Source organism: Novosphingobium lindaniclasticum LE124 (assembly GCF_000445125.1).
GTDB lineage: Bacteria > Pseudomonadota > Alphaproteobacteria > Sphingomonadales > Sphingomonadaceae > Novosphingobium > Novosphingobium lindaniclasticum.
The window spans coordinates 1-19,668 of sequence record NZ_ATHL01000089.1 but is presented as its reverse complement, the minus strand read 5'-3'; the positions used below and the strand labels follow the sequence as shown (position 1 = coordinate 19,668).

The 19,668-nt window shown below is 64.4% G+C and carries 19 protein-coding genes; 13 read left to right on the top strand and 6 right to left on the bottom strand.

Going from position 1 to position 19,668, the window contains the following annotated elements; all coding sequences use genetic code 11:
* Positions 1 to 28: 28 nt before the first annotated feature.
* The gene (locus L284_RS38330; protein WP_021234677.1) at positions 29 to 727 is read right to left on the bottom strand and encodes a pirin family protein; all 699 of its coding nucleotides are present in this window, start codon (positions 725 to 727) and stop codon (positions 29 to 31) included.
* Positions 728 to 843: 116 nt separating this feature from the next.
* Between L284_RS38330 and L284_RS38325 the strand changes: the two genes are divergently transcribed.
* The 3 genes from L284_RS38325 (at position 844) to L284_RS38315 (ending at position 3,646) form a co-directional block, all read left to right on the top strand.
* Complete coding sequence (locus L284_RS38325) at positions 844 to 1,773, top strand: LysR family transcriptional regulator (RefSeq protein WP_021234676.1); 930 nt, start codon at positions 844 to 846, stop codon at positions 1,771 to 1,773.
* Positions 1,774 to 1,992: 219 nt separating this feature from the next.
* Positions 1,993 to 2,400, top strand: a complete 408-nt coding sequence (locus tag L284_RS38320; protein ID WP_021234675.1) for a DoxX family protein — start codon at positions 1,993 to 1,995, stop codon at positions 2,398 to 2,400.
* Between the two features lie 202 nt (positions 2,401 to 2,602).
* Positions 2,603 to 3,646, top strand: coding sequence for a tyrosine-protein phosphatase (locus L284_RS38315; RefSeq protein WP_021234674.1), 1,044 nt, complete (start codon positions 2,603 to 2,605; stop codon positions 3,644 to 3,646).
* A 76-nt stretch (positions 3,647 to 3,722) separates the two neighbouring features.
* Here the strand turns inward: L284_RS38315 and L284_RS38310 are convergent, their stop codons facing one another.
* The 4 genes from L284_RS38310 to L284_RS38295 all read right to left on the bottom strand — a co-directional run bounded on the left by L284_RS38310 (position 3,723) and on the right by L284_RS38295 (position 9,884).
* Entirely contained in the window at positions 3,723 to 4,997 is a 1,275-nt protein-coding gene (locus L284_RS38310; RefSeq protein WP_152524687.1) for a purple acid phosphatase family protein, read from the bottom strand.
* Between the two features lie 16 nt (positions 4,998 to 5,013).
* On the bottom strand, positions 5,014 to 8,220 hold the full coding sequence (locus L284_RS38305; RefSeq protein ID WP_021234672.1) for a TonB-dependent receptor: 3,207 nt from the start codon (positions 8,218 to 8,220) through the stop codon (positions 5,014 to 5,016).
* A 153-nt stretch (positions 8,221 to 8,373) separates the two neighbouring features.
* On the bottom strand, positions 8,374 to 9,345 hold the full coding sequence (locus tag L284_RS38300) for a FecR family protein (RefSeq protein ID WP_021234671.1): 972 nt from the start codon (positions 9,343 to 9,345) through the stop codon (positions 8,374 to 8,376).
* Positions 9,342 to 9,884: an RNA polymerase sigma factor gene (locus tag L284_RS38295; RefSeq protein ID WP_081674035.1), complete on the bottom strand. Its 543-nt coding sequence runs from the start codon at positions 9,882 to 9,884 to the stop codon at positions 9,342 to 9,344. Before L284_RS38295 ends, L284_RS38300 begins: the two co-directional genes overlap by 4 nt.
* A 221-nt stretch (positions 9,885 to 10,105) precedes the next feature.
* Here L284_RS38295 and L284_RS0124390 point away from each other — a divergent pair, with 221 nt between their 5' ends.
* The 9 genes from L284_RS0124390 (at position 10,106) to L284_RS38255 (ending at position 18,226) form a co-directional block, all read left to right on the top strand.
* Positions 10,106 to 10,456 (top strand): hypothetical protein, encoded by a 351-nt coding sequence (locus tag L284_RS0124390; RefSeq protein WP_021234669.1) that lies wholly within the window; start codon positions 10,106 to 10,108, stop codon positions 10,454 to 10,456.
* The gene (locus L284_RS38290) at positions 10,453 to 12,015 is read left to right on the top strand and encodes a PepSY-associated TM helix domain-containing protein (protein ID WP_021234668.1); all 1,563 of its coding nucleotides are present in this window, start codon (positions 10,453 to 10,455) and stop codon (positions 12,013 to 12,015) included. The genes L284_RS0124390 and L284_RS38290 overlap by 4 nt, the downstream gene beginning before the upstream one ends.
* Complete coding sequence (locus tag L284_RS38285; RefSeq protein ID WP_021234667.1) at positions 12,012 to 12,296, top strand: DUF3325 domain-containing protein; 285 nt, start codon at positions 12,012 to 12,014, stop codon at positions 12,294 to 12,296. Before L284_RS38290 ends, L284_RS38285 begins: the two co-directional genes overlap by 4 nt.
* 79 nt (positions 12,297 to 12,375) lie before the next feature.
* Positions 12,376 to 13,335 (top strand): glutathione S-transferase family protein, encoded by a 960-nt coding sequence (locus L284_RS38280; protein ID WP_021234666.1) that lies wholly within the window; start codon positions 12,376 to 12,378, stop codon positions 13,333 to 13,335.
* A gap of 113 nt (positions 13,336 to 13,448) precedes the next feature.
* Positions 13,449 to 13,760: a hypothetical protein gene (locus L284_RS38275; RefSeq protein WP_021234665.1), complete on the top strand. Its 312-nt coding sequence runs from the start codon at positions 13,449 to 13,451 to the stop codon at positions 13,758 to 13,760.
* A gap of 94 nt (positions 13,761 to 13,854) precedes the next feature.
* Complete coding sequence (ku, locus tag L284_RS38270; protein WP_021234664.1) at positions 13,855 to 14,877, top strand: non-homologous end joining protein Ku; 1,023 nt, start codon at positions 13,855 to 13,857, stop codon at positions 14,875 to 14,877.
* 3 nt (positions 14,878 to 14,880) lie between these two features.
* Positions 14,881 to 15,381, top strand: coding sequence for an MgtC/SapB family protein (locus L284_RS38265; RefSeq protein WP_021234663.1), 501 nt, complete (start codon positions 14,881 to 14,883; stop codon positions 15,379 to 15,381).
* On the top strand, positions 15,378 to 17,903 hold the full coding sequence (gene ligD, locus L284_RS38260; protein WP_021234662.1) for a DNA ligase D: 2,526 nt from the start codon (positions 15,378 to 15,380) through the stop codon (positions 17,901 to 17,903). The genes L284_RS38265 and ligD overlap by 4 nt, the downstream gene beginning before the upstream one ends.
* A 29-nt stretch (positions 17,904 to 17,932) precedes the next feature.
* A complete protein-coding gene (locus L284_RS38255; RefSeq protein ID WP_021234661.1) occupies positions 17,933 to 18,226 on the top strand; it encodes a hypothetical protein in 294 nt (97 codons plus the stop codon).
* Positions 18,227 to 18,813: 587 nt separating this feature from the next.
* Here the strand turns inward: L284_RS38255 and L284_RS47490 are convergent.
* Positions 18,814 to 19,544 (bottom strand): IS5 family transposase gene (locus L284_RS47490; protein ID WP_235054344.1). Its coding sequence is split into 2 segments (ribosomal slippage): positions 18,814 to 19,259 and positions 19,259 to 19,544, totalling 732 coding nucleotides; the frame shifts between segments, so codons are not numbered across the junction.
* Between L284_RS47490 and L284_RS48810 the strand changes: the two genes are divergently transcribed.
* Positions 19,431 to 19,668: hypothetical protein (locus L284_RS48810; protein ID WP_235054345.1), on the top strand; the 238-nt coding region annotated here is incomplete at its 3' end. The genes L284_RS47490 and L284_RS48810 overlap by 114 nt on opposite strands.

The following is a 19,668-nucleotide window of genomic DNA, read 5'->3' as shown; positions in this document are numbered from 1 at the left end:
ATGGATATCCACCCGCTCCCGGTATTGCTCAGGCTGCGTCGACGAGGACGATTTCGCTGTCCTCGATGGCGGTTACGCGCAGCACCTCGACATCGCTGATCGCCACACCGTCGCGGGCATTGGCGCGGACGTCCTCGATCTGCACTGCGCCAATAGCGGGAACGAGGTAGGCCTTGCGATCCTTGCCCAGCGGGTATTCGGCGGTCTCGCCGGCCTTCAGCGTAGCGCCCACGACGCGGGCATTGGTGCGGATCGGCAGGGCGTCGTTGTCGTTCTCGTAACCCGAGGCGAGCGTCACGAACTGGCCGGAACGGTCGCCCTTGGGGAAGGGCTTGGCGCCCCAGCTCGGTTCTTCGCCGTCGCGGGTCGGGATGATCCAGATCTGGAAGATCTTCGTCGTCACGTCCTCGAGGTTGTATTCCGAGTGGGTGATGCCGGTGCCGGCGCTCATCACCTGGACGTCGCCTGCTTCGGTGCGCCCCTTGTTGCCCAGGTTGTCCTGATGGGTGATCGCGCCTTCACGGACGTACGTGATGATCTCCATGTCGCGGTGGGGGTGCGGCGGGAAGCCGGTCTGCGGGGCGATCGCATCGTCGTTCCAGACGCGCAGGTTGCCCCAGTGGACGCGGGCCGGATCGTGGTAGCCGGCGAACGAGAAGTGGTGCTTGGCGTCAAGCCAGCCGTGGTTGGCACCGCCGAGGCTGTCAAAGGGGCGAAGTTCGATCATGTCCTGTCTCCGGGGGCGGCGGGATAAGGTGCCGTCCTGTTGAAACCCATATAGACTTGCCTCCATTTCAAGTTCAGAGGGATAAAATCGACCTGACTGTTCTAGGAGATTGAAAAGTGAGTAACCCCGGCACGCCGACGCTGGACCAGCTTCGCATCTTCCTGGCCATCGTCGACACCGGCAGTTTCGCCGCTGCCGGGCGCAAGCTGAACCGCGCGGTCTCGGTCATCAGCTATGGCATCGCCAATCTCGAAGCCCAGCTTGGCGTCCTGCTGTTCGAGCGCGAGGGCACGCGCAAGCCTCAGCTGACCACGGCCGGCCGCGCCGTGCTGTCCGAAGCGCGCGGCGTCGCGGAAGGAATTGACGGCCTGCGCGCCAAAGTGAAGGGCCTGCTCGACGGTCTTGAGGCGGAAGTCGATCTTGCAGTGGACGTCATGTTCCCGGCCGAGAACCTTGGCGTGATCCTGCGCGCCTTCGCCGCCGAGTTCCCCACCGTACAGCTTCGCCTCCATGTCGAGGCGCTCGGCGCGATCACGTCGATGGTGCTCGACGGAACGGCGGCGGTCGGCCTGTCCGGCCCGCTCTTTGCAGGGGTGGAGGGACTCGAAAGCACCTCCGCCGGTTCGGTGGCGATGGTTCCGGTGGCAGCACCCGACCATCCGCTCGGCCGCATGGATTCGATCCCGCCCGGCGCGGGCCGCGAATATACGCAGCTCGTGCTCAGCGACCGTTCGCGCTTCACCGAGGGCAAGGATTTCTCGGTCATGAGCCCGAAGACCTGGCGCCTCGCCGACTTGGGCGCAAAGCACGCGCTGCTGCGGCAAGGCATCGGCTGGGGCAACATGCCGCTGCCGATGATCGAGCCGGATCTGGTTTCGGGCACTCTCGTGCGCCTGTCGATGCCGGATCATCCCGGCGGCATCTATCGCTTCGGCGGCATCTGGCGGCGCGACACCCCGCCCGGCCCGGCGGCGGCCTGGCTGCTCGACCGCTTCGTGGCCCAGAGCGCGCTCGACCGCCAGATGGGCGAACTGCCGGATATCTGATCGATCGCCCAGGCTGGCGGTAACGACCTCGAACACTGAAAAAGCGAAGGCGACAACCGCGACAACCGCGACAACCGCGACAACCGCGACAACTTTTCAGATTTCCTGAACGTCGGTCGTTATTTTATCGGTATTTGTGAAAAAGGTTTTCTGCGGCATCTCCTTGGACATCGAGGGTTCGTGACCATCCGAGCCCCTTCTCACAGCAAGGAAAACGCCATGAACACCGCTACCGCCCAGATCGCACCCGTTACCGCCGACAATCGCCTGATCCGTGTCCTGCCGCTGGTCGGGCGCGTGCTGATCGCCGCCATCTTCATCCTCAGCGGGCTGTCCAAGATCTCCGACCCGGCCGGAACGATGGCCTATATCGCCTCCGTTGGGCTCCCCCTTCCCGCCCTAGGCCTGGCCGGTGCGGTCGCGGTAGAAGTGATCGGCGGCGCGCTGCTGATCTCCGGCTACCGCCTTCGCAGCGTCGCTGCCGCACTGGCCCTGTTCAGCCTGACCACCGCCGTCTTCTTCCACGCCCAACTGGGCGACCAGAACCAGTTCATCCATTTCTTCAAGAACGTGGCGATGGCCGGTGGGCTGCTCCAGATCGTCGCCTTCGGCAAGGGCCGCGACTGATCCGATCGCCGGAAACCAAGCCAGGAGGGGCTGCCGAAAGGCAGTCCCCTTTTTTGAAAGTCCTCATACATCCGTTATACCAAGATCCACCATTCAGCATAGTCGTCGCATCTGGTCTACTATTTTCATCTTCTTCCTGTCACAAAGGATACATACATCCGTTTTAACGGTCTCGATCTTCACGACATAAAGGAATTCGCTCATGCGCAAGATCGCCCCCATCGTCCTTCTCGCGGCGCTCACCGCCTCGCCCGCTCTGGCCCGCGAACTGGCGACGCTGACCCGCCTGGACGATCGGACGGTGGAACTTGCCCGCACGGAAACCGGCCCGGTAACGGTCTGGATCAGCACCGACCCGGTGCTCGACAAAGGCGACCAGCGCATCGCCACCGCCAGCACCGTTGCCACGCTCACGCTGCCGATCCCGGCAAGCGAACGCCGCTATGTCATCCTCCAGGGCAAGGGCGGCAAGACCACCGTCGTCGCCGAGCGGGTGCTCCCGCTGCAGCAGGGCAGCAACTTCCGCGACATCGGCGGCTATGTCACCAAGGACGGTCGCACCGTGAAATGGGACAAGGCCTTCCGCTCCGGCGCAATGCCGCTGCTGACCGATGCCGACTACGCGCTGCTCGATCAGGTCCATCTCGGCGCGATCGTCGACTTGCGCTCGCTCGAGGAACGCGAAGTCGCGCCGGACATGCTCGACGACCGCACCGGCGCGCTGTTCCTGGCCAACGACTATTCGATCAAGCCCCTGTTCAAGGACATGGCCAAGAGCGGCGGCGAGAACATGTACAAGGGCATGGAGCTGATGCTCGTCCCGCAGTTCCGCGCGCTGTTCAACCGCCTGCTCGCCAACGAAGGCGCGGTGGTCTATCACTGCTCGGCCGGACAGGATCGCACCGGCATCGCCACGGCCCTGATCTACGACGTGCTGGGGGTCGATCGCGAAACGATCCTGAAGGACTACCACCGCTCCACCGACTTGCGGCGCCCGCAGTGGGAGATGCCCAAGGTCGATCCCGCCGACTACCCGAACAACCCCATTCTCAAGTATTATGCCGCAGGCGCCGACGGCCAGCCGGCGAAAGCCGAGCCGCTCTACACCAAAAGCGGCGCGTCGCACCTTGCGCAGTTCTTCACCTATCTCGACCAGCAGTACGGCGGATCGGAAGGCTACCTGAAGCAGAAGGTCGGCCTGACCGACGCCGATATCGCCAAGCTGCGCCAGACCATGCTCGATTAAGGCAAAGCCGCCCTTCGGGTCGCAATTCGAAGGTGGCCCGATGAAGGCCGGAGCGATGCCCCTCGCTCCGGCCTTTTCACTGTCGGGGCTTGCGCAGGGTTACCGCGTCGAGAGGCTCACCCGTGGCGGTATAGGCGCGATAGCTGAGTTCGCCCTGGCTGACGTCGATCACCTGATAGGCCTGCGTGCGCGAGGCCGACTTGCGCGCCCAGGGCAAGCTGCCGACATCGTACATCTTCGGCCCGGCGACCGAGACGGCATAAGTCGTACCCGCATCGTCGGCGGCGGGGCCGTCCTTGCCGATCGCTCCGCGCGCATAGCCATGATCGTGGCCCTGAAGCACGAGATCGACATGGTACTTGTCGATCAGCGGCTTCAGCGCGGCGCGGACCTTGGGATTGTCCCGCCCCGGTTCGCTGGAGAACAGCGGAAAGTGCAGGAACAGCACCGTCCAGCGGTTCGGGTTCTTCGCCAGCAGACCGTCCAGCCACGTCACGATAGCCTTGCGCGCGGTTTCGTCACGATCGACTTGCATCGAATCGATCGAGATCAGGCGCAGGCCCTGGTAGTCGGTGTACCAGCTGGTTTCCCGGCTGGCGGGAACCTCGGCCGGGCCGTTTTCGGGCAAAGTGAACTGGCGGCGCCACTGGCCGTTGATCGACGATCCCGCGCGCGCCGCCTCGTCCCGCACGTATTCGTGGTTGCCCGGCGTCGGCATCTGCGGCGTCTGGGCATAGAGAAAGCCGCCCGAGGCGAACCACTCGCCCCACTCCGCGTCGCTGTCATGCCGGTTGATCAGGTCTCCGGCATGGATCGTGAACGCCGCATCGCCCGCCTGGCGGAAGGCTATGCGCAAGGTGCGCGAGGCTTCCGACAGGATCTGGTTCTGCATGTCGCCCATGTAGATGAAGCGGAACGGCTTCGCCTCGCGCGCGGCGGTGCGGAACTGGAACCATTCCGACCACTGCGCGCCGTCCCCCACGCGGTAGGCATAGACGGTGTCCGGCTCGAGGCCGGTCAGCACCGCCGAGTGATAGGCGGCGCGGAAAGCCGGGTCTTCGCGCACCGCAAGGGTGGCATCGTCGGTCTTGGCCGCGACCGACAGCGGCGCCTTCACGAAGTCGGGACTATTCGTCGCCTTCGCATACTGGACTTGCCCGGCGTGACCCGGCGCCGAGCGCCAGGTCACGGCCATCTCGGTCGCCGGATCGGCGGTGAGGTTCAGGATCACGCGCTCGGGCCGGACGTTGGCCGGCGCCAACGGCCCCTGCTGCGCAGCTGGCGCATCGGCGGCGCGTGCCGGGAGTGGCGGCAACACAGCCAGCGTGCCCAGCAGGATAAGTGTCTTCATCTTCATCGCAGGATCCTCAGAAGATCAGGTTCAGGCCGAGCGTCACGCTGCGCCCGTTCTTGATGTATGCGCGGCTTGCCCCCGTCCCGGAGGACACGGTTTCCCAATAAGTGTGCGAATCGAAGAGGTTCTGAACCTGAAGCTGCACCGAGGACTTCTTGAGGAAGGTCTTGCGGAACGTCAGGTCCACGAAGCTATAGGCCTGCTCATAGGGATTGTTGCCGAAGTCCTGGATGCCGCCGAGGAATCTGGATTGATAGTTCCACGCACCGTAGATTTCCCAGCCCTTGCGCTCCCAGAACAGCTGGAGGTTGGCGATCGTCTCCGGCGTTTCCATCAGCGGCAGCTTGTAGCCGTCCGGGTGCCAGGTAAGCCCGGTCACGGCCCTGGAGCGCTGCAGGGTCAGGTTGCCGCCGACGCCCAGCGAGCCGAGGATGCCCGGCAGCCAGTGCAGCAGCTGCTGGCCGCTGATTTCCATACCGTAGACTTCCGCCGTCTTGCCGTTGTTGGGCATGGAGATCGCCACGCCCGCCGGATCGACGTTCTCTCCCAGCGTCCCGTCGCGGATGTTGCTGGAGGAGGAGCGGAACAGGAAGTTGGTGATGTGCTTGTAGTAGAGCGCCACCGAATAGGCGCCGGTGCGGCCCGCATAGTGCTCCAGCGACATGTCGAGGTTGAGCGAGCGCATCGGCTTGAGGTTCGGATTGCCCTGCGCGATCGAGGTCAGCACCCATTGCGAGATCGGGTTTTCATCGCCGTCGCCATCGGGGTCCGTGTCGTAGCCGTACTCACGCGCCGAACTCATGCGGGCGATGTCGGGACGGGCGAAGCTGGTCCAGACGGCGCCGCGCAGCTTGGTGCGGTCGTCCAGTTCGTAGTTGACGTGGACCGAGGGCAGCACGTTGACGAAGCTGGACTTGTCCGAGACAAAGCGTTCGCCCTGGATCAGGTCCATGTTCCAGGCGTCGATCGTGTTGCGCGTCGCCTCCATGCGAAGGCCTGCGATCACTTGCGCCCGGCCGAAACGCGCCGTGCCCATGGCATAGGCAGAGATCACGCGCTCCTCGAAGCGGAAGCTGTCCTCGTTCGAGAGTTCGGCCTCGTCGGGATCGACCGCGAAGCCGTCGAATATCTCGCTTTCGCCGTCCCCGGCGCGCTGGAGTTCGGCCAGCATCTTGCGATTGTCGATCGTCGTTCCCAGCCGATAGAGGCCGCTATAGGCGCCTCCGAACAGGCTGTTCACGTCCTTGCCGTAGAACTGGGAAAAGTCCGCCAGCGTGCCGTCCGCCTCCAGGTTCAGGAACGAGCCCTGGTAGGTGCGGCGGCGCGAGTTGTAGAACTTGGCGCCGGCCTTGAAAGACTCGACCCAGGAATCCACCGGCTTCCATTCGACGTTGAACTGCGCCTGCCAGAGCTTCTCGCTGCTGCCGCCCACTTCGCCTTCGAAGCTGCTGAAGTCGTACTGCGAGGGATCCTGAACGGCAGCCAGACCGGCCGAATTGAGCAGCCACTTGGGGAAGCGGGAATCCTCGCTGCTGCTGAACAGCACGCCCTGGTTGCCCAGCCAGCCGTACTTGTCGCTGCGGAATTCCAGCGTGTAGCCGTCGTCGAGATTGTCCTCGGATTGCGAGTAGGACACGTCGTAGTCCACCGTCACCTCGCCCAAGCGCGAAACGCCGCCGAGGTTGGCCGAAGCAAGGCTGCCCGTCTCGCGCGAGCCTTCCCAGAAACGGCGAAGGCGAAAGCCCTGCGGATCCCAGGTACCGGAACCACCGTTGAGGCTGTAGAACGAACGCGTCGAACGGTCGGCATCGGTGATCAATCCGTCGCCGTCGCGATCCACGATCTGGCCCGCGGTGTAACCGTAGATGCGGCCGAGCTTCGCATCATAGCCGGTCACGTTGTCATCGGGCTGGAGCAGCGTGGTGTCGTCGGTATCCACCTGCGAAAGGCGGGCCGAGTTCTTGGACGTATCGTTGCGGAAGTTCAGGCGGTTGAGGAATTCGTCCTTGCGGTACTTGTTGTACTGCCCGCGAAAGTGGAAATCGTGGTCGTCAGAGCGGTAGTCGATGCTGGTATTGGCGCCCCAGCGCTTCACGTCGGTCTCGCCGAAGCCAAGGTTCATGCCGCGCATGACGAAGCGGTTGGGATCCCAGCCCAGCGTCTCGCTGTCGTCGTACCAGGTGTCCGGCTGGTTGTCGCCATCGACGCCGTTCTGCTCGAACTGCGACTTGCGACGGCTCCAGTTGCCGGAAACGTACACGCCGAAATGCTCGTTGAACTGACGCGAAAGCGCGCCTGAGACCTGGCCGGACTTGCGATTGTCGTACTTGTCCAGCATCCCGCCCTCGACCGAGAGACGGGCGTAAGTGGGCGTCTGGTCGAAGGCAGTAGGCGTGGAGATGTCCACCGAGCCGCCCAGCGCGTCGCCGTCGCGGTCGGGCGTCAGGGTCTTGTAGACGGTGATCTGCTTGATGCCGTCGGGCGGCAGCACCGAAAGACGAACGCCGCGATAGAAGTTGTTGTCTCGCGAGCCGGCACCGCCCAGGCGCACGCCGTTGATCGAGTAGTTGTTCAGCTCGGTCGAAAGCCCGCGCACGGTGATGCGGTCGCCCTCCCCCGTGGTAGGACTGCGCACGGCATTGACGCCAGGCAGGCGCGCCAGCGCTTCGGAGACGTTGTTGGCGGGCAGCTTGCCCATGTCGTCGGCACTGACCGTGTCCGAAACGGTATCGTTCCCGCGCTTTATGTCGAGCGAGCGCTGGACTGCCTCGATATAGCCGGTGACGACGATCTCGCTGTCGCTGCCCCCGGCAGGCTCTTCGGCGGCGAGTGCTGCCACCGGCGCCGCCCGGCGGAGCGGCGCGGTCACGGCAACCGGGCGCGGCTGGGCGCCCCGCGCTTTCAGGATAACCGTGCTCCCACGCACTTGCGTCTCGACATTGGCGCCGCGCACGAGCTGCGACAGCGCCCGCTGCGCGCTCATCCTGCCGGAAATCGCCATGCTGCGGCGCCCCCGCACCGCATCCGGCGCCGCCGCGACCTGCATGCCGGTGACGCGCGAGAATTCCTGAAGCGCCCGGCCCAGGTCCTGCGATGGAATGGTGAACGTAAATTGCGCTGTCTGGGCTTGCGCGGCCGGCACCGCCAGGCCGCCCCCGAAGGTTGCAAGCGCGATCGCCAGCGCGGAAACCCGCGCCAGGGCTTTATTCGAACGAAACATCAGATCCCCCGTTGGATTAGGCATTCGGGGGGAAGACGCGCGCACCCGGCCGATCCCGACAAATATTTTTTCTTACATTTTCATGTCTTTATCAAGTAATCTTGATGACACGTCCGGCGTCTGCACGCGCAGCGCCCGAAGCGCTCCAGGACCTCAGCGCGACAGGACGTAGCGCGCGGGTTCCTTGCGCCACTGCAAGTCGTGAATCGCGGCGACCGCTTCGAGCACCATCTCGGCATCGGAGGTCTGGAAACGCCCGGTCACCAGCAGATCGCCCAGGCCCGGGTCCGCCAGCACCACGGGAAGACGCGATCCGCGATTGATGCGCCGCACCAACTGCTGCACTGAAGTATCGTCGGCATCGAACCAGCCGTCGATCCAGCCGGGATGATCCCCGCGCACTTCGCCCAGGCTGCGCACCCGCCCGCCGCCGACTTCTATACCGCTGCCCGCCGGGAGGCGCCATTGCCGCCCCGCCCCGGCATCCACGCTCACAAGGCCCCGGTAGACCCGGACCACGCGCGTCTCGTGATCGACGAGGTCGATATCGAAGGCCGTGCCAAGCACCGTCACGCTGGAATTGCCGGTATTCACGGAAAAGGTCCGCAGCTTCTCGTGGGCAACGTCGAAAAAGGCTTCACCCTGCTGCAGCGACACTTCCCGCGACCACGGCGTCATGCGCACGCTCATCCTGGTTCCGCCGCTCAGGCGCACTTTCGATCCGTCGGCCAAGGCCACGGCGCGCGTGGCTCCCTGCGCGGCGACATAGCGCGATTCGCTGACCAGAGCCCGCGCGCCCAGGGATACCAGACCCACCAGGCAGAGCGCGGCACCCGCGAAAGCAGCAAATTGCTTCCAGGCTTGAGGGGCCCGGTTCGCCGCCGGTTCCGCAGCGGTGCCGCAGTCTTCCGGCCCCTCTTCGCCGGCTTGCAACGCATGGTACAGGCTGCCGGACTGCCACAGGGCCTGAAACCGGGCATAGCTTTCGACATGGCGGGGATCGTCCATGATCCAGCGGTCGAACTCGGCCGCCACTTCGGCATCGTGCAGCGGCCGGTTCATCCGGTCGACCCACTGCGCGGCCTGGCGATCGATCTCGTCGAATTCCTGATGAGCGGCGTTCATCCGCCGATCCCTGCCACGTCCACACCCGCGCGGTCCAGAGCAGCGCGCAGATCCAGCAGGCCGCGCGTGATGTGCTTTTCCACGGCCTTGGCGCTCATCGCCAGATCTTCGCCGATCGCGCGGCAGCTTTCCTGGTTCAGGCGCCTGCGGATGAGCACTTCCCGGCGCAGCGGCGGCATGCGTCCCAGGCAAAGCGAAAGCACGTCCAATGCCCGCCGCGAATCGAGAACCCTGTCGAGCGAAGGGCCATCGCTTTCCCATTCCTCGTCAACTTCCCCGGATTCGCGAACCCGCCGGCGAGCCTCCCGGCGCCGGCCATCGACGATCAGGTTGTCCGCGATCCTGAAGGCCAGTGCAAACACACTGCCGATCTGCTGCGTGTGGCTGAGCGCGATCAGGCGAGCAAGCGTTTCCTGCGCCACATCGTCGGCCAGGTCGGGCGGCGCGCCTTTGGCCCGCAAGTAGCGCAGAAGCGCGGCGCGCGCTGCATTCCAGTCCTGCGCGGCCGGCACAGGACGATCGATGACATTGGAAAGCACTGTTTTGTTCGCCCTGCGCCCTGCCGCTCTATCCGGCGCGCGCTGCCCTAGGGACGTATCATGACGGTTTGAGGAACGGCATCTTCAAAGCTCGGACAATCGAGGCGGGCATGATCGAGGCCGGCTCCGCAGCGCTGAAGCATTGACTTCGGCGCCGCCGGAAACTACCGAGCTTAGTTGCGATTGATTTGCAATATCTCGTTCTCGGGGAATGATCAGGCATGGCCAGGAGCGGCGTCGAAACCAGTGCGAAAAGCCGCCCCAGTGACAAGACTGGCGGGAGCGGCCGCTGGAACGTGGCCTCGCGCATCCTCGCGGCCGTTCCCGCCAACTATCTGGTCACTTCGCTGCTGACCGCCTGTGTCGCCCGGCTCCTGGCGCAGTGCTTGGCGGTCAACCCCGCCGAAGCCAGCGTCGCCGCGACGCTGCTGTCCTTCGCCGTCTTCGCCACGATCGTGCTGTTCGCCTTCGGCCTTCGGTCGATCTTCCAATTGTGGCTCTGGTTGTTCGTCGCAGGCGCCCTCGGCGGCGGGCTGTTCTGGCTTTCCCCCGGCATGGGAGCCCGGCTATGAAGGAGGGCCTGCGCCAGTCGATGGCGCTGCTGCACACCTGGGCCGGGCTCCTGCTGGGCTGGCTGCTGTTCGCCATGTTCGCGACCGGGACCGCCGCCTATTTCCAGGACGAGATCACCCGCTGGATGCAGCCGGAAGTGACTGGAAAGGCCGATCCGGTGGCTTCGGCCGAAGGCGCCGTCCGCTACCTCCAGCGCACCGCGCCCGATGCAGCAAGCTGGTTCATCACGCCGCCCAACAGCCGCAGCGCCACCACGCAGGTCTATTGGCAGCCCGGCGAAAACGCGAAGCCTGCGAAGCGCCGCGAAACCAGTGCCGTGCTCGACCAGAGCGGCCACGAGATCTCCACGCGCGAGACGCGGGGCGGGTTCTTCCTCTATCGCTTCCATTTCGACCTCCACTACATGCCGGTATACTGGGCCCGCTACCTGGTCGGCGTGGCTGCCATGTTCATGCTGGTGGCGATCCTTTCGGGCATCATCACCCACAAGAAGATCTTCGCCGACTTCTTCATGCTGCGCTTCAACAAGGGGCAGCGGTCCTGGCTGGACGCGCATAACGTGACGGCCGTGATCGCCCTGCCCTTCCACCTGATGATCACGTTCACCGGGCTCGTCACGCTGGCGACCATGTATATGCCCTGGGGCATCGCGGCGAACTATGCCGATCGGTCGGCTTTCTCGAACGCCGTGTTCGGCAATAGCGAGGACGTGGCGCGAAGCGGAAAAGCGGCGCCGCTGTGTGCCGTGGGGCCAATCATGCGCTCTGCCTCTGCCCAGTGGGGCGGCAAGGCCGTGGGCTATCTGCGCGTGACCAACCCCGGCGACGCCACCGCCCGCATCGGCGCCACCCGCGCTCCCGAAGCCGCCATCGGCTCGCGCGGCGAGGAAGTGACGTTCGACGGCGTTACCGGCAAGCCGCTGGACCAAAGCATGCCGAAGGGTGCTGCCTTGGCAACCGAAAGCGTGATGATCGGGCTCCACGCGGGCCGCTTCGCCGAATACGGCCTGCGCTGGCTCTACTTCCTGTCCGGCGTAGGCGGCACGATCATGGTCGGCAGCGGCCTCGTGCTTTGGACGGTGAAGCGGCGCAGCAAGCTCCCCGATCCGAGCCGGCCCCACTTCGGCTTCCGGCTCGTCGAGAAGCTCAACATCGCCACCATCGCGGGCTTCCCGGCCGCGATCGCCACCTATTTCCTCGCCAATCGCCTGCTGCCGGCATGGCTTGCCGATCGGGCCGACCAGGAGGTGAACAGCCTGTTCCTGGCCTGGCTCGGCGTTCTGATCTGGGCAATCATCCGGCCGGCGGCGCGTGCCTGGCCCGAGATGATGGGGCTTGCCGCTGGGCTTTTCGCCGCCGTACCGCTGGTCAATGCGATCACGACGTCGCGCGGCCTGCCGGCCAGCCTGCTCGCGGGCGACTGGCTGTTCGTCTCGTTCGACGCCGCGATGCTGGTGCTGGCTGCCGGCTTCGCCCTGGGTGCCCGGCGGGCTGCCCGCAAGCGCGTGGAAGGCCCTCGTCCCGCGCCGCGCAAGACGCAGGAGGTCATGGCGGCATGATCCATTTTCTTTCCCTGGTCCTGGCCGTGACCGCCTTCGCGGCGCTGGCCCTGTCGATGAAGCGCCACCAGCGCGATCTTGCCGGCCGCACCTTGTCCGAGCGTGAAGCTGGACGGCTGCGGATCGGCGGCTGGGCGCTGATCGCACTGATCCTGGCGATCGACATCTTCGCCTTCGGCTTCGGCTACGCCCTTGTGGCCTGGGCCGGCCACTTGACCATGGGCGCCTGGCTCAACGTGGCTTGGCTCTGCTGGAAAAGCCCGCCTCCCAGGAGCCGCTGACCGCAAGGAAAACGGCCCCAGCCTGCGGAACAATTCGCCGCGGGGATCTCTCCACTCTTTCACGCGTGGGAGTTTGATCATGGGAATGCTCGTAGACGGTCAGTGGCACGACGTCTGGTACGATACCGAGTCCACCGGGGGGCGCTTCGTCCGCAAGGATTCCGCCTTTCGGGACTGGATCACGCCCGAGGGTGAATTCCCTGCCCAGCCCGGCCGTTACCACCTCTACGTCAGCCTCGCCTGCCCCTGGGCGCACCGCGCGCTGATCGTCCGCGCGCTCAAGGGACTGGAACACCTGATCTCCATCTCGGTGGTGAACTGGCTCATGCTCGAAATGGGCTGGACCTTCGATCCTGCGCCCGGCGTGATCGCCGATCCGATCCACGGCGCCGAATACCTCCACCAGGTCTACACCGCCGCCGACCCCGCCTACAGCGGACGAGTCACCGTACCGCTGCTCTGGGACCGCGAGACCGGCCGGATCGTGAACAACGAATCCTCCGAGATCATCCGCATGTTCAACAAGGCGTTCGACGGCCTGGGCGCGGCCCCCGGAGACTTCTATCCCGAGGCTCTGCGCGATAAGATCGACGCCGTGAACGCCCGCGTCTACGACACGGTCAACAACGGCGTCTACAAGGCCGGCTTCGCCACCAGCCAGGAAGCCTATGAGGAAGCGCTGACGCCCTTGTTCGAGTCGCTCGACTGGCTGGAGGAGCGCTTGTCGCAACGCCGCTATCTGGTGGGCGACCAGCTAACCGAAGCGGATATCCGGCTGTTCACCACGCTCATCCGATTCGACGCCGTCTACGTCGGCCACTTCAAGTGCAACTTGCGGCGAATAAGCGACTATCCGGCGCTCCAGGGCTTCCTGCGGGACATCTACCAATTGCCGGGTGTCGCCTCCACGGTGAACTTCCAGCACATCAAGGGGCACTATTACCAGAGCCACCGCACGATCAATCCCACCGGGATTGTGCCCTGCGGTCCGGTACTTGATCTGGACAGTCCCCACGGGCGCGACAGGATGAAAACCTGAAACGCGGCGAGCCGTGCGCCGGGCATAAACTGCGATGTTTCCTGCTACGGGAAAACGGGTAAGCTGGCCTGGACCGGCGATGCTTCCGCCGCCGGTTTTCAAGGAGGCGCCCCATGCGCAAGGATGCATCCCTCTACTCGATCGACGGTTCCTCGCTTCCCAATCCTTCCGATGAAGAGTCCTTGACCGATCGTCTCAATCGAGTGCTGGAGGTGCTCCGCACCGAGTTCCCCCATGCCGTCGATATCGGCCTGGAGTTCGACGGCAAGCTCCACGCGCATATCGACGTGCGCGGCGGCGAGGAAGTCTGCAGCGTCGAATCCAAGCTGCCGAACCTTGGCGAGGGCATGTTCGCACAAGTCGCCCACGGCGCTACGCCGCATCATCCCTTCTTCCACCGTATCAGCGCCGTCGTCACCGGCTGAGGGCCTGCTAGCAGACCGGCTGGCCAATCACTCCGGCGGGCGGGAACCAAGCCCGCCTTCCACGCCTTTCTCATCGGCGAGATAGGAGTGGGTCATGGCCGCACGCGCATACTGGCAAGGACAGATCAGGCTGGCCCTGGTGTCCATTCCGATCGAGGTCTACCCGGCCACCAAGTCCGGCGCGGCAATCTCCTTTCACCAGATCCACGAGCCGAGCGGCAAGCGCATCCGCTACGAGAAAGTCGCCCCGGGCGTCGGCCCGGTCGACCGTGACGAGATCATCAAGGGCTACGAGATCTCCAAGGGCAACTATGTCCTGCTCGACGAGGAAGAGATCGAGGCCGTCAAGATAGAGAGCCGCAAGACGCTGGAACTGGTGCAGTTCGTGGACGCCGGCGACATCGACGTGCTCTACTATGAGAAGCCGTACTTCATCGTCCCGGCCGACGATCTTGCCGAAGAGGCCTATGTCGTCCTGCGAGAAGCCCTGCGCCGCAGCCGCAAGGTCGGGCTCGGGCAACTGGCGGTGCGCGGCCGTGAGCAGCTCGTCTCGATAAAGCCCTGCGGGCGAGGCCTCGTCATGGAAGTGCTTCGCTACGCCGACGAAGTGCACAAGGCCCAGGGCTACTTCCGCGAGATTGCGGAGACCACGCCGGACGCCGATCTGCTCGATCTGGCGACCACGCTGATCGAAAAGAAAAGCGCGCCCTTCCACCCTGCCGAGTTCCACGATCGCTATATCGATGCGCTCCACCGCCTGATCGACAAGAAGGCCAAGTCCAAGAGCAACACGCGCGTGCTGGAGGACGTGGAGGAACCGGCCGGCGGCAACCGGAGCAACGTCATCGACCTCATGGCCGCGCTCAGGAAATCGGTGGGCGACAGCGGCGGGACGAGCAAGGCGGCCGAGCGGAAGACGTCCGAAGAGAAAGCTCCCGCCCGGAAGGCAGCGACGAAGACTCCCGCCGCGAAGAAGGCTGCTGCAACCAAGACGGCAGCAAGCAAGACGACTATAAACAAGACGGGCGCAAAAAAGCCTGCGGCAAAAAAGCCTCCGGCCACGAAATCGAGCGCCGGGAAAGCCGCAGATCCGCCGCGCACGCGCAAGCGCGCCTGAACCATGGAGCTCAACCCGGCGATACCTCTGGACGCTATAGATTCCGAAGTGTTGCTGCGGCTCAGCGTGGCGGCCGTAGTCGGATTGCTGCTCGGGCTCGACCGGGAATGGCATGGCCATCCGGCCGGTCTTCGCACGCACGGCCTGGTCTGCGTGGCCGCCGCAACCATGACCACCTCGATCATCGGTCTCTACCTCCAGTTGCACGGCGACCGCATGGATCCCTTGCGCATCTTCGAGGCCACTGGCGCGTTCGTGGGCTTTATCGGTGCCGGGCTGATCGTGTTCTCGCGCGGACGCCTGCACAACCTGACCACAGCGGCGCACATCTGGCTCACCGCGATCATCGGCATCGCTTGCGGGGCGGGCCAATGGCCGCTGGTGGTCATCGGCCTGGTCGTCAGCTTGGTCATGGTGACAATGCTGCACTTCGCCGAGGCACGCTGGATTCGCGCTCATCACCCTTGTGACGACAAGGCCGAAAAGGAGGATCCCAAGCGATGAGCAAGGCAGATCCTCTTGCCGAGTACAATCGCAAGCGCGATTTCGCCAGGACGGCAGAACCGGCGGGCAAGAAGCAGACGAGCGAGAGCGGCCGGCTGTTCATCGTGCAGAAGCACGCCGCACGGCGGTTGCACTGGGACTTCCGGCTGGAAGTGGACGGCGTGCTCAAGTCCTGGGCCGTCACCAAGGGGCCGAGCGCCGACCCCGGCGACAAGCGCCTCGCCGTCCGCACCGAGGACCATCCCCTTTCCTATGCCCGGTTCGAAGGCTCGATTCCTCAAGGCGAGTACGGCGGCGGCACGGTCATGCTCTGGGACCAAGGCACCTGGGCACCGGTCGCAGGCAAGAGCGCCAGCGATCTGGAGGCCGGGCACCTGCACTTCACGCTCGAGGGCGAGAGGATGAAAGGCGAGTGGCTGCTCGTACGGATGAAAGGCCGTCCCGGTGAAAAGCGCGAGAACTGGCTGCTGCGAAAAGTGGGTGACAGTCACGCTCTTTCCGGCGACGGGCTAGTCGAGGAAGGTCTGACCAGCGTGCTGACCGGCCGCACGATGGCCGAGATCGCTGCCGACAAACAGGGCGCGCAGTCGCTCGAGGGAAAGAGCGGCAAGGCGTTCTCCAAGGCCATGAACGAGGCCTCGAAGCACAACGCCGGTGCGGTCAAAGCGCAACCCGCGCGGCGATCAAGAAGCAGCCGCGCCGCTGCCCCGCCGAAGTTTCGGGACGTGCAACTGGCAACGCTCGTCGACACCGTGCCGGGCGGCAACTTGTGGATGCACGAGATCAAGTTCGACGGCTATCGCGCGCTTGCCGCCGTCTCGGGCGAGCAAGTGCGGATCTACACGCGCAGCGGTCTGGACTGGAGCGACAAGTTCGCTCCCCTGATCGAAAAACTGGCCGCGCTGGACTTGCCGCCCAGCCTCATCGACGGCGAAATCGTTGCGCGGGGGCCGGACGGCAACCCGAACTTCTCCAGCCTGCAAGCGGTGCTGAAGCGCGGCCATGGCGCGCAGAAAGTCACCGATGCGCTGGAGTTCCACGCCTTCGACTTGCTCGAACTCGACGGCAGAGACCTCGCTCCCCTGCCCAATATCGAGCGCAAGGAACGATTGGAGGCTCTGCTGGCCGAGGCCAAGGCACCGATCTTCGTGGCCGATCACGTCATTGCCGCAGGCGAAAAGCTGTTCGAAGCGATGTGTGCCGCCGGCCAGGAAGGCGTGATCGCCAAGCGGATCGACGCGCCCTACGCCGGCCGCCGCACCCGCAACTGGGTCAAGGTGAAATGCACCCGCCGGCAGGAGTTCGTGATCGTCGGCTGGAATAGATCGCGCGCGAAAGGCCGGCCGTTTTCCTCCCTGCTCCTCGCGCAGCACGAGGACGGCAAGCTGATCTATCGCGGCAAGGTCGGCACCGGGTTCGACACTGAGACCTTGCGCGAACTGGCCGATCGGCTGGACCCGCTCGCCCGCAAGACCGCCCCTGCCGAAGTGGATCGTGTGGAGGCACGCGGCGCAACCTGGGTGACGCCGAAGCTCGTCGCCGAAATCGCGTTCGCCGAGTTCACGTCCGAGGGCCGAGTCCGCCATGCCAGCTTCCTCGGCCTGCGCAGCGACAAGTCCGCCAGGGAGGTCACCCCGGAGATGCCCAAGCCCAGCCCCAAGGCCGCCGTCGAAGTGGAAGTGTCCAGCCGCGATCGCGTGATCTTCCCGGAAAGCGGCCAGACGAAAGGCCAGCTTGCCGATTATTACGCCGCCGTCGCCCCGCTTATGCTGCCCTATGCAGCCAACCGGCCGATCAGCCTCGTGCGCTGCCCGCAAGGCCGCGCCCGCAAGTGCTTTTTCCAGAAGCACGACAGCGGGTCGTTCGGCGATCACGTCTTCCATGTGCCCATCCGCGAGAAGGACGGCGGCAGCGAGGACTATCTCTACATCAACGACGCGGACGGTCTGGTCGCCTGTGTGCAGATGGGCACGATCGAATTCCATGGCTGGGAATCGCGCGCGGATGCGGTCGAAAAGCCGGACCGCATGATCTTCGACCTCGACCCGGACGAAGGGCTGGACTTCACCGACTGCCGCCGCGCCGCCCAGGACTTGCGCCGACAGCTTTCGGACATCGGGCTCGTCAGCTTCGCCATGCTCTCGGGCGGCAAGGGTGTCCACGTCGTGGTGCCGCTGACGCCGGGGCACGACTGGGAAACGCACAAGGACTTCGCCCGCCGCTTCGCCGAAGCGCTCAGCACCGCCGAACCCGATCGCTTCGTGGCGACGATGAGCAAGGCCAAGCGCAAGGGAAAGATCTTCATCGACTGGCTGCGCAACCAGCGCGGCAGCACTGCCGTCCTGCCCTATTCCGCGCGGGCGCGCGCCGGCGCGCCGGTCGCCGTGCCCATCTCCTGGGACGAACTCGACAGCACGAAGGATGCGCACCCCTTCTCTATCGACGATGCCGAGGCTTTGATCGAGCGCTCTTCGGCCCTGCACGGCTGGGGCTTCACCGAACAACGACTGCCGGACTTCTGATCGCTGGGCGGCATGTGTAGTGATGGGTCATGAACCTGATCGAACACGCTGTCCTGGCCCTCGCCGTGCAAGCCCTGCTGCGCCTTCTCACCGGAAGCTGGTGGATCGGCGCGGCAGCCGCTTCGGCCTATTTCCTCGGAAGGGAAGCGGCGCAGGCGGAATATCGATGGATCGAAACCTTCGGGGCCGGCCTCCGCGCGAACATGCCCTGGTGGGGCCCGTTCGACCTGAGAGTCTGGCCAAAACTGGATCAATGGGCCGATTGGATCGCCCCCCTGCTTGCAACCCACACCCTCGCTTATGCGATGCACCGCCGACGCTGAGCGCCAGGCGAAGCGCGCCGCCAGCGACTCTCGAACCAAACCGAAGGTATGTTGAAGGTGGTAGCGAAGGAGGGATCACCCGATCACCAATATCAAACTGATATTCTTGTCAATTTCTAGAAATTGAGACCCTCGCCGCCCCCAATTCCACCCTCGACAAAGACGCCAATCGCCGAAGCGTTGCCAATGCGGGACGACCGACTGCTTGTGGTAGCCGATTTCGACAGAATCCCTCACCACGATAGCCCAAATTACTTGCAGTCAGATTTACAATTTTTCGTCGCCGACTGGTCTGTGCGAGCGAGGAAACTTCACGGCTCCGGCACCGATCCAGCGCAATTCGAGATCACAGCATGGCATCGTCAGCTGGCGCCCCTTCTCGGTCGTTCAGCCGCCGATTTCGCGTTCCCAGGTGCGACTTTCTGGTAACCGGCAGGTCGCGACCAAGTTAAGCCGTTCCTATGCAAACTCGGGAACGACGGTGCAGGCCGAAACCGGCCATTCGCTCAATCGAATGCCCGTACTTTTGCCCACTCCACGCGGTGCTGGCAGATGGCTTAACCCACTTCATTTCAGCGACGCCGTCCCTAGGAGGCGTTGACAAATTGGCGGGTCCACAGCCGGATTGAGACGATGTGGATGAAGCCGAGGTAGCTATCGGCGGTTTTGTCATAGCGGGTTGCCAGCCTTCGGGCGTTCTTGAGCTTGTTAAAGCAGCGTTCGACCATGTTGCGCAGGGCATAGATCGCGGCATCGACGGGCAATTGGATCAGCCGGTTCCGCTTGGTCGGGATCATGGCAATACCGCCGCGCTTCTCCATGTCCTTGCGAATGAAGTCTGCATCATAGCCCTTGTCGGCCAGCAGCACCTTGGGCGCTGGTCCATCGGCATCCATGACCGGCATATATCCCTTGAAGTCGGAAGCTTCGCCCCCGGTCAGCGCCACCGCTATGGGCAAGCCCAGCGCATTGACACGGAGGTGGATCTTGGTCGTAAAGCCACCTTTTGAGCGGCCAAGACCCTGACACGGAGTCCCCCTTTAGCGCCGGCTGAACAGTGGTGCGCCCGGATTATTGTGCTGTCGATCATTTGCAGGCTGGGGCCGCCGCCTCCGCTTTCGTTGAAGGCTTCGAGCAGCAACTCCCACAGACCAGACAGCGTCCAGCGCCGGAACTGGCGGTAAACCGATGACCATTTGCCGAAATGCTCGTGCAGATCGCGCCAGGCTACGCCCGTTCGTGCGATCCAGAAAATGCCATCCAGGACAAGCCGGTGATTTCGTGGGCGCCGACCGCTGCGTGCACCACGCTCAATCACGAAGGGCTCAAGGCAGGCCCATTCCTCATCGCTCATCAGACCACGGATCAAGGTAGCTTCCCCAAAAGCCACCTTGAATCAGAACCTACGCGATTTGGGAATCCTCTTTGTCAACACGGCCTAG

Coding starts and splice junctions, on each gene's coding strand:
- ku (WP_021234664.1), top strand. CDS start 13,855: ATGGCCGCACGCGCATACTGGCAAGGACAGATCAGGCTGGCCCTGGTG.
- L284_RS0124390 (WP_021234669.1), top strand. CDS start 10,106: ATGGCCAGGAGCGGCGTCGAAACCAGTGCGAAAAGCCGCCCCAGTGAC.
- L284_RS38255 (WP_021234661.1), top strand. CDS start 17,933: ATGAACCTGATCGAACACGCTGTCCTGGCCCTCGCCGTGCAAGCCCTG.
- L284_RS38305 (WP_021234672.1), bottom strand. CDS start 8,220: ATGTTTCGTTCGAATAAAGCCCTGGCGCGGGTTTCCGCGCTGGCGATC.
- L284_RS38290 (WP_021234668.1), top strand. CDS start 10,453: ATGAAGGAGGGCCTGCGCCAGTCGATGGCGCTGCTGCACACCTGGGCC.
- L284_RS38310 (WP_152524687.1), bottom strand. CDS start 4,997: ATGAAGACACTTATCCTGCTGGGCACGCTGGCTGTGTTGCCGCCACTC.
- L284_RS38320 (WP_021234675.1), top strand. CDS start 1,993: ATGAACACCGCTACCGCCCAGATCGCACCCGTTACCGCCGACAATCGC.
- L284_RS38275 (WP_021234665.1), top strand. CDS start 13,449: ATGCGCAAGGATGCATCCCTCTACTCGATCGACGGTTCCTCGCTTCCC.
- L284_RS38280 (WP_021234666.1), top strand. CDS start 12,376: ATGGGAATGCTCGTAGACGGTCAGTGGCACGACGTCTGGTACGATACC.
- L284_RS38330 (WP_021234677.1), bottom strand. CDS start 727: ATGATCGAACTTCGCCCCTTTGACAGCCTCGGCGGTGCCAACCACGGC.
- L284_RS38300 (WP_021234671.1), bottom strand. CDS start 9,345: ATGAACGCCGCTCATCAGGAATTCGACGAGATCGATCGCCAGGCCGCG.
- L284_RS38265 (WP_021234663.1), top strand. CDS start 14,881: ATGGAGCTCAACCCGGCGATACCTCTGGACGCTATAGATTCCGAAGTG.
- L284_RS38315 (WP_021234674.1), top strand. CDS start 2,603: ATGCGCAAGATCGCCCCCATCGTCCTTCTCGCGGCGCTCACCGCCTCG.
- L284_RS38285 (WP_021234667.1), top strand. CDS start 12,012: ATGATCCATTTTCTTTCCCTGGTCCTGGCCGTGACCGCCTTCGCGGCG.
- ligD (WP_021234662.1), top strand. CDS start 15,378: ATGAGCAAGGCAGATCCTCTTGCCGAGTACAATCGCAAGCGCGATTTC.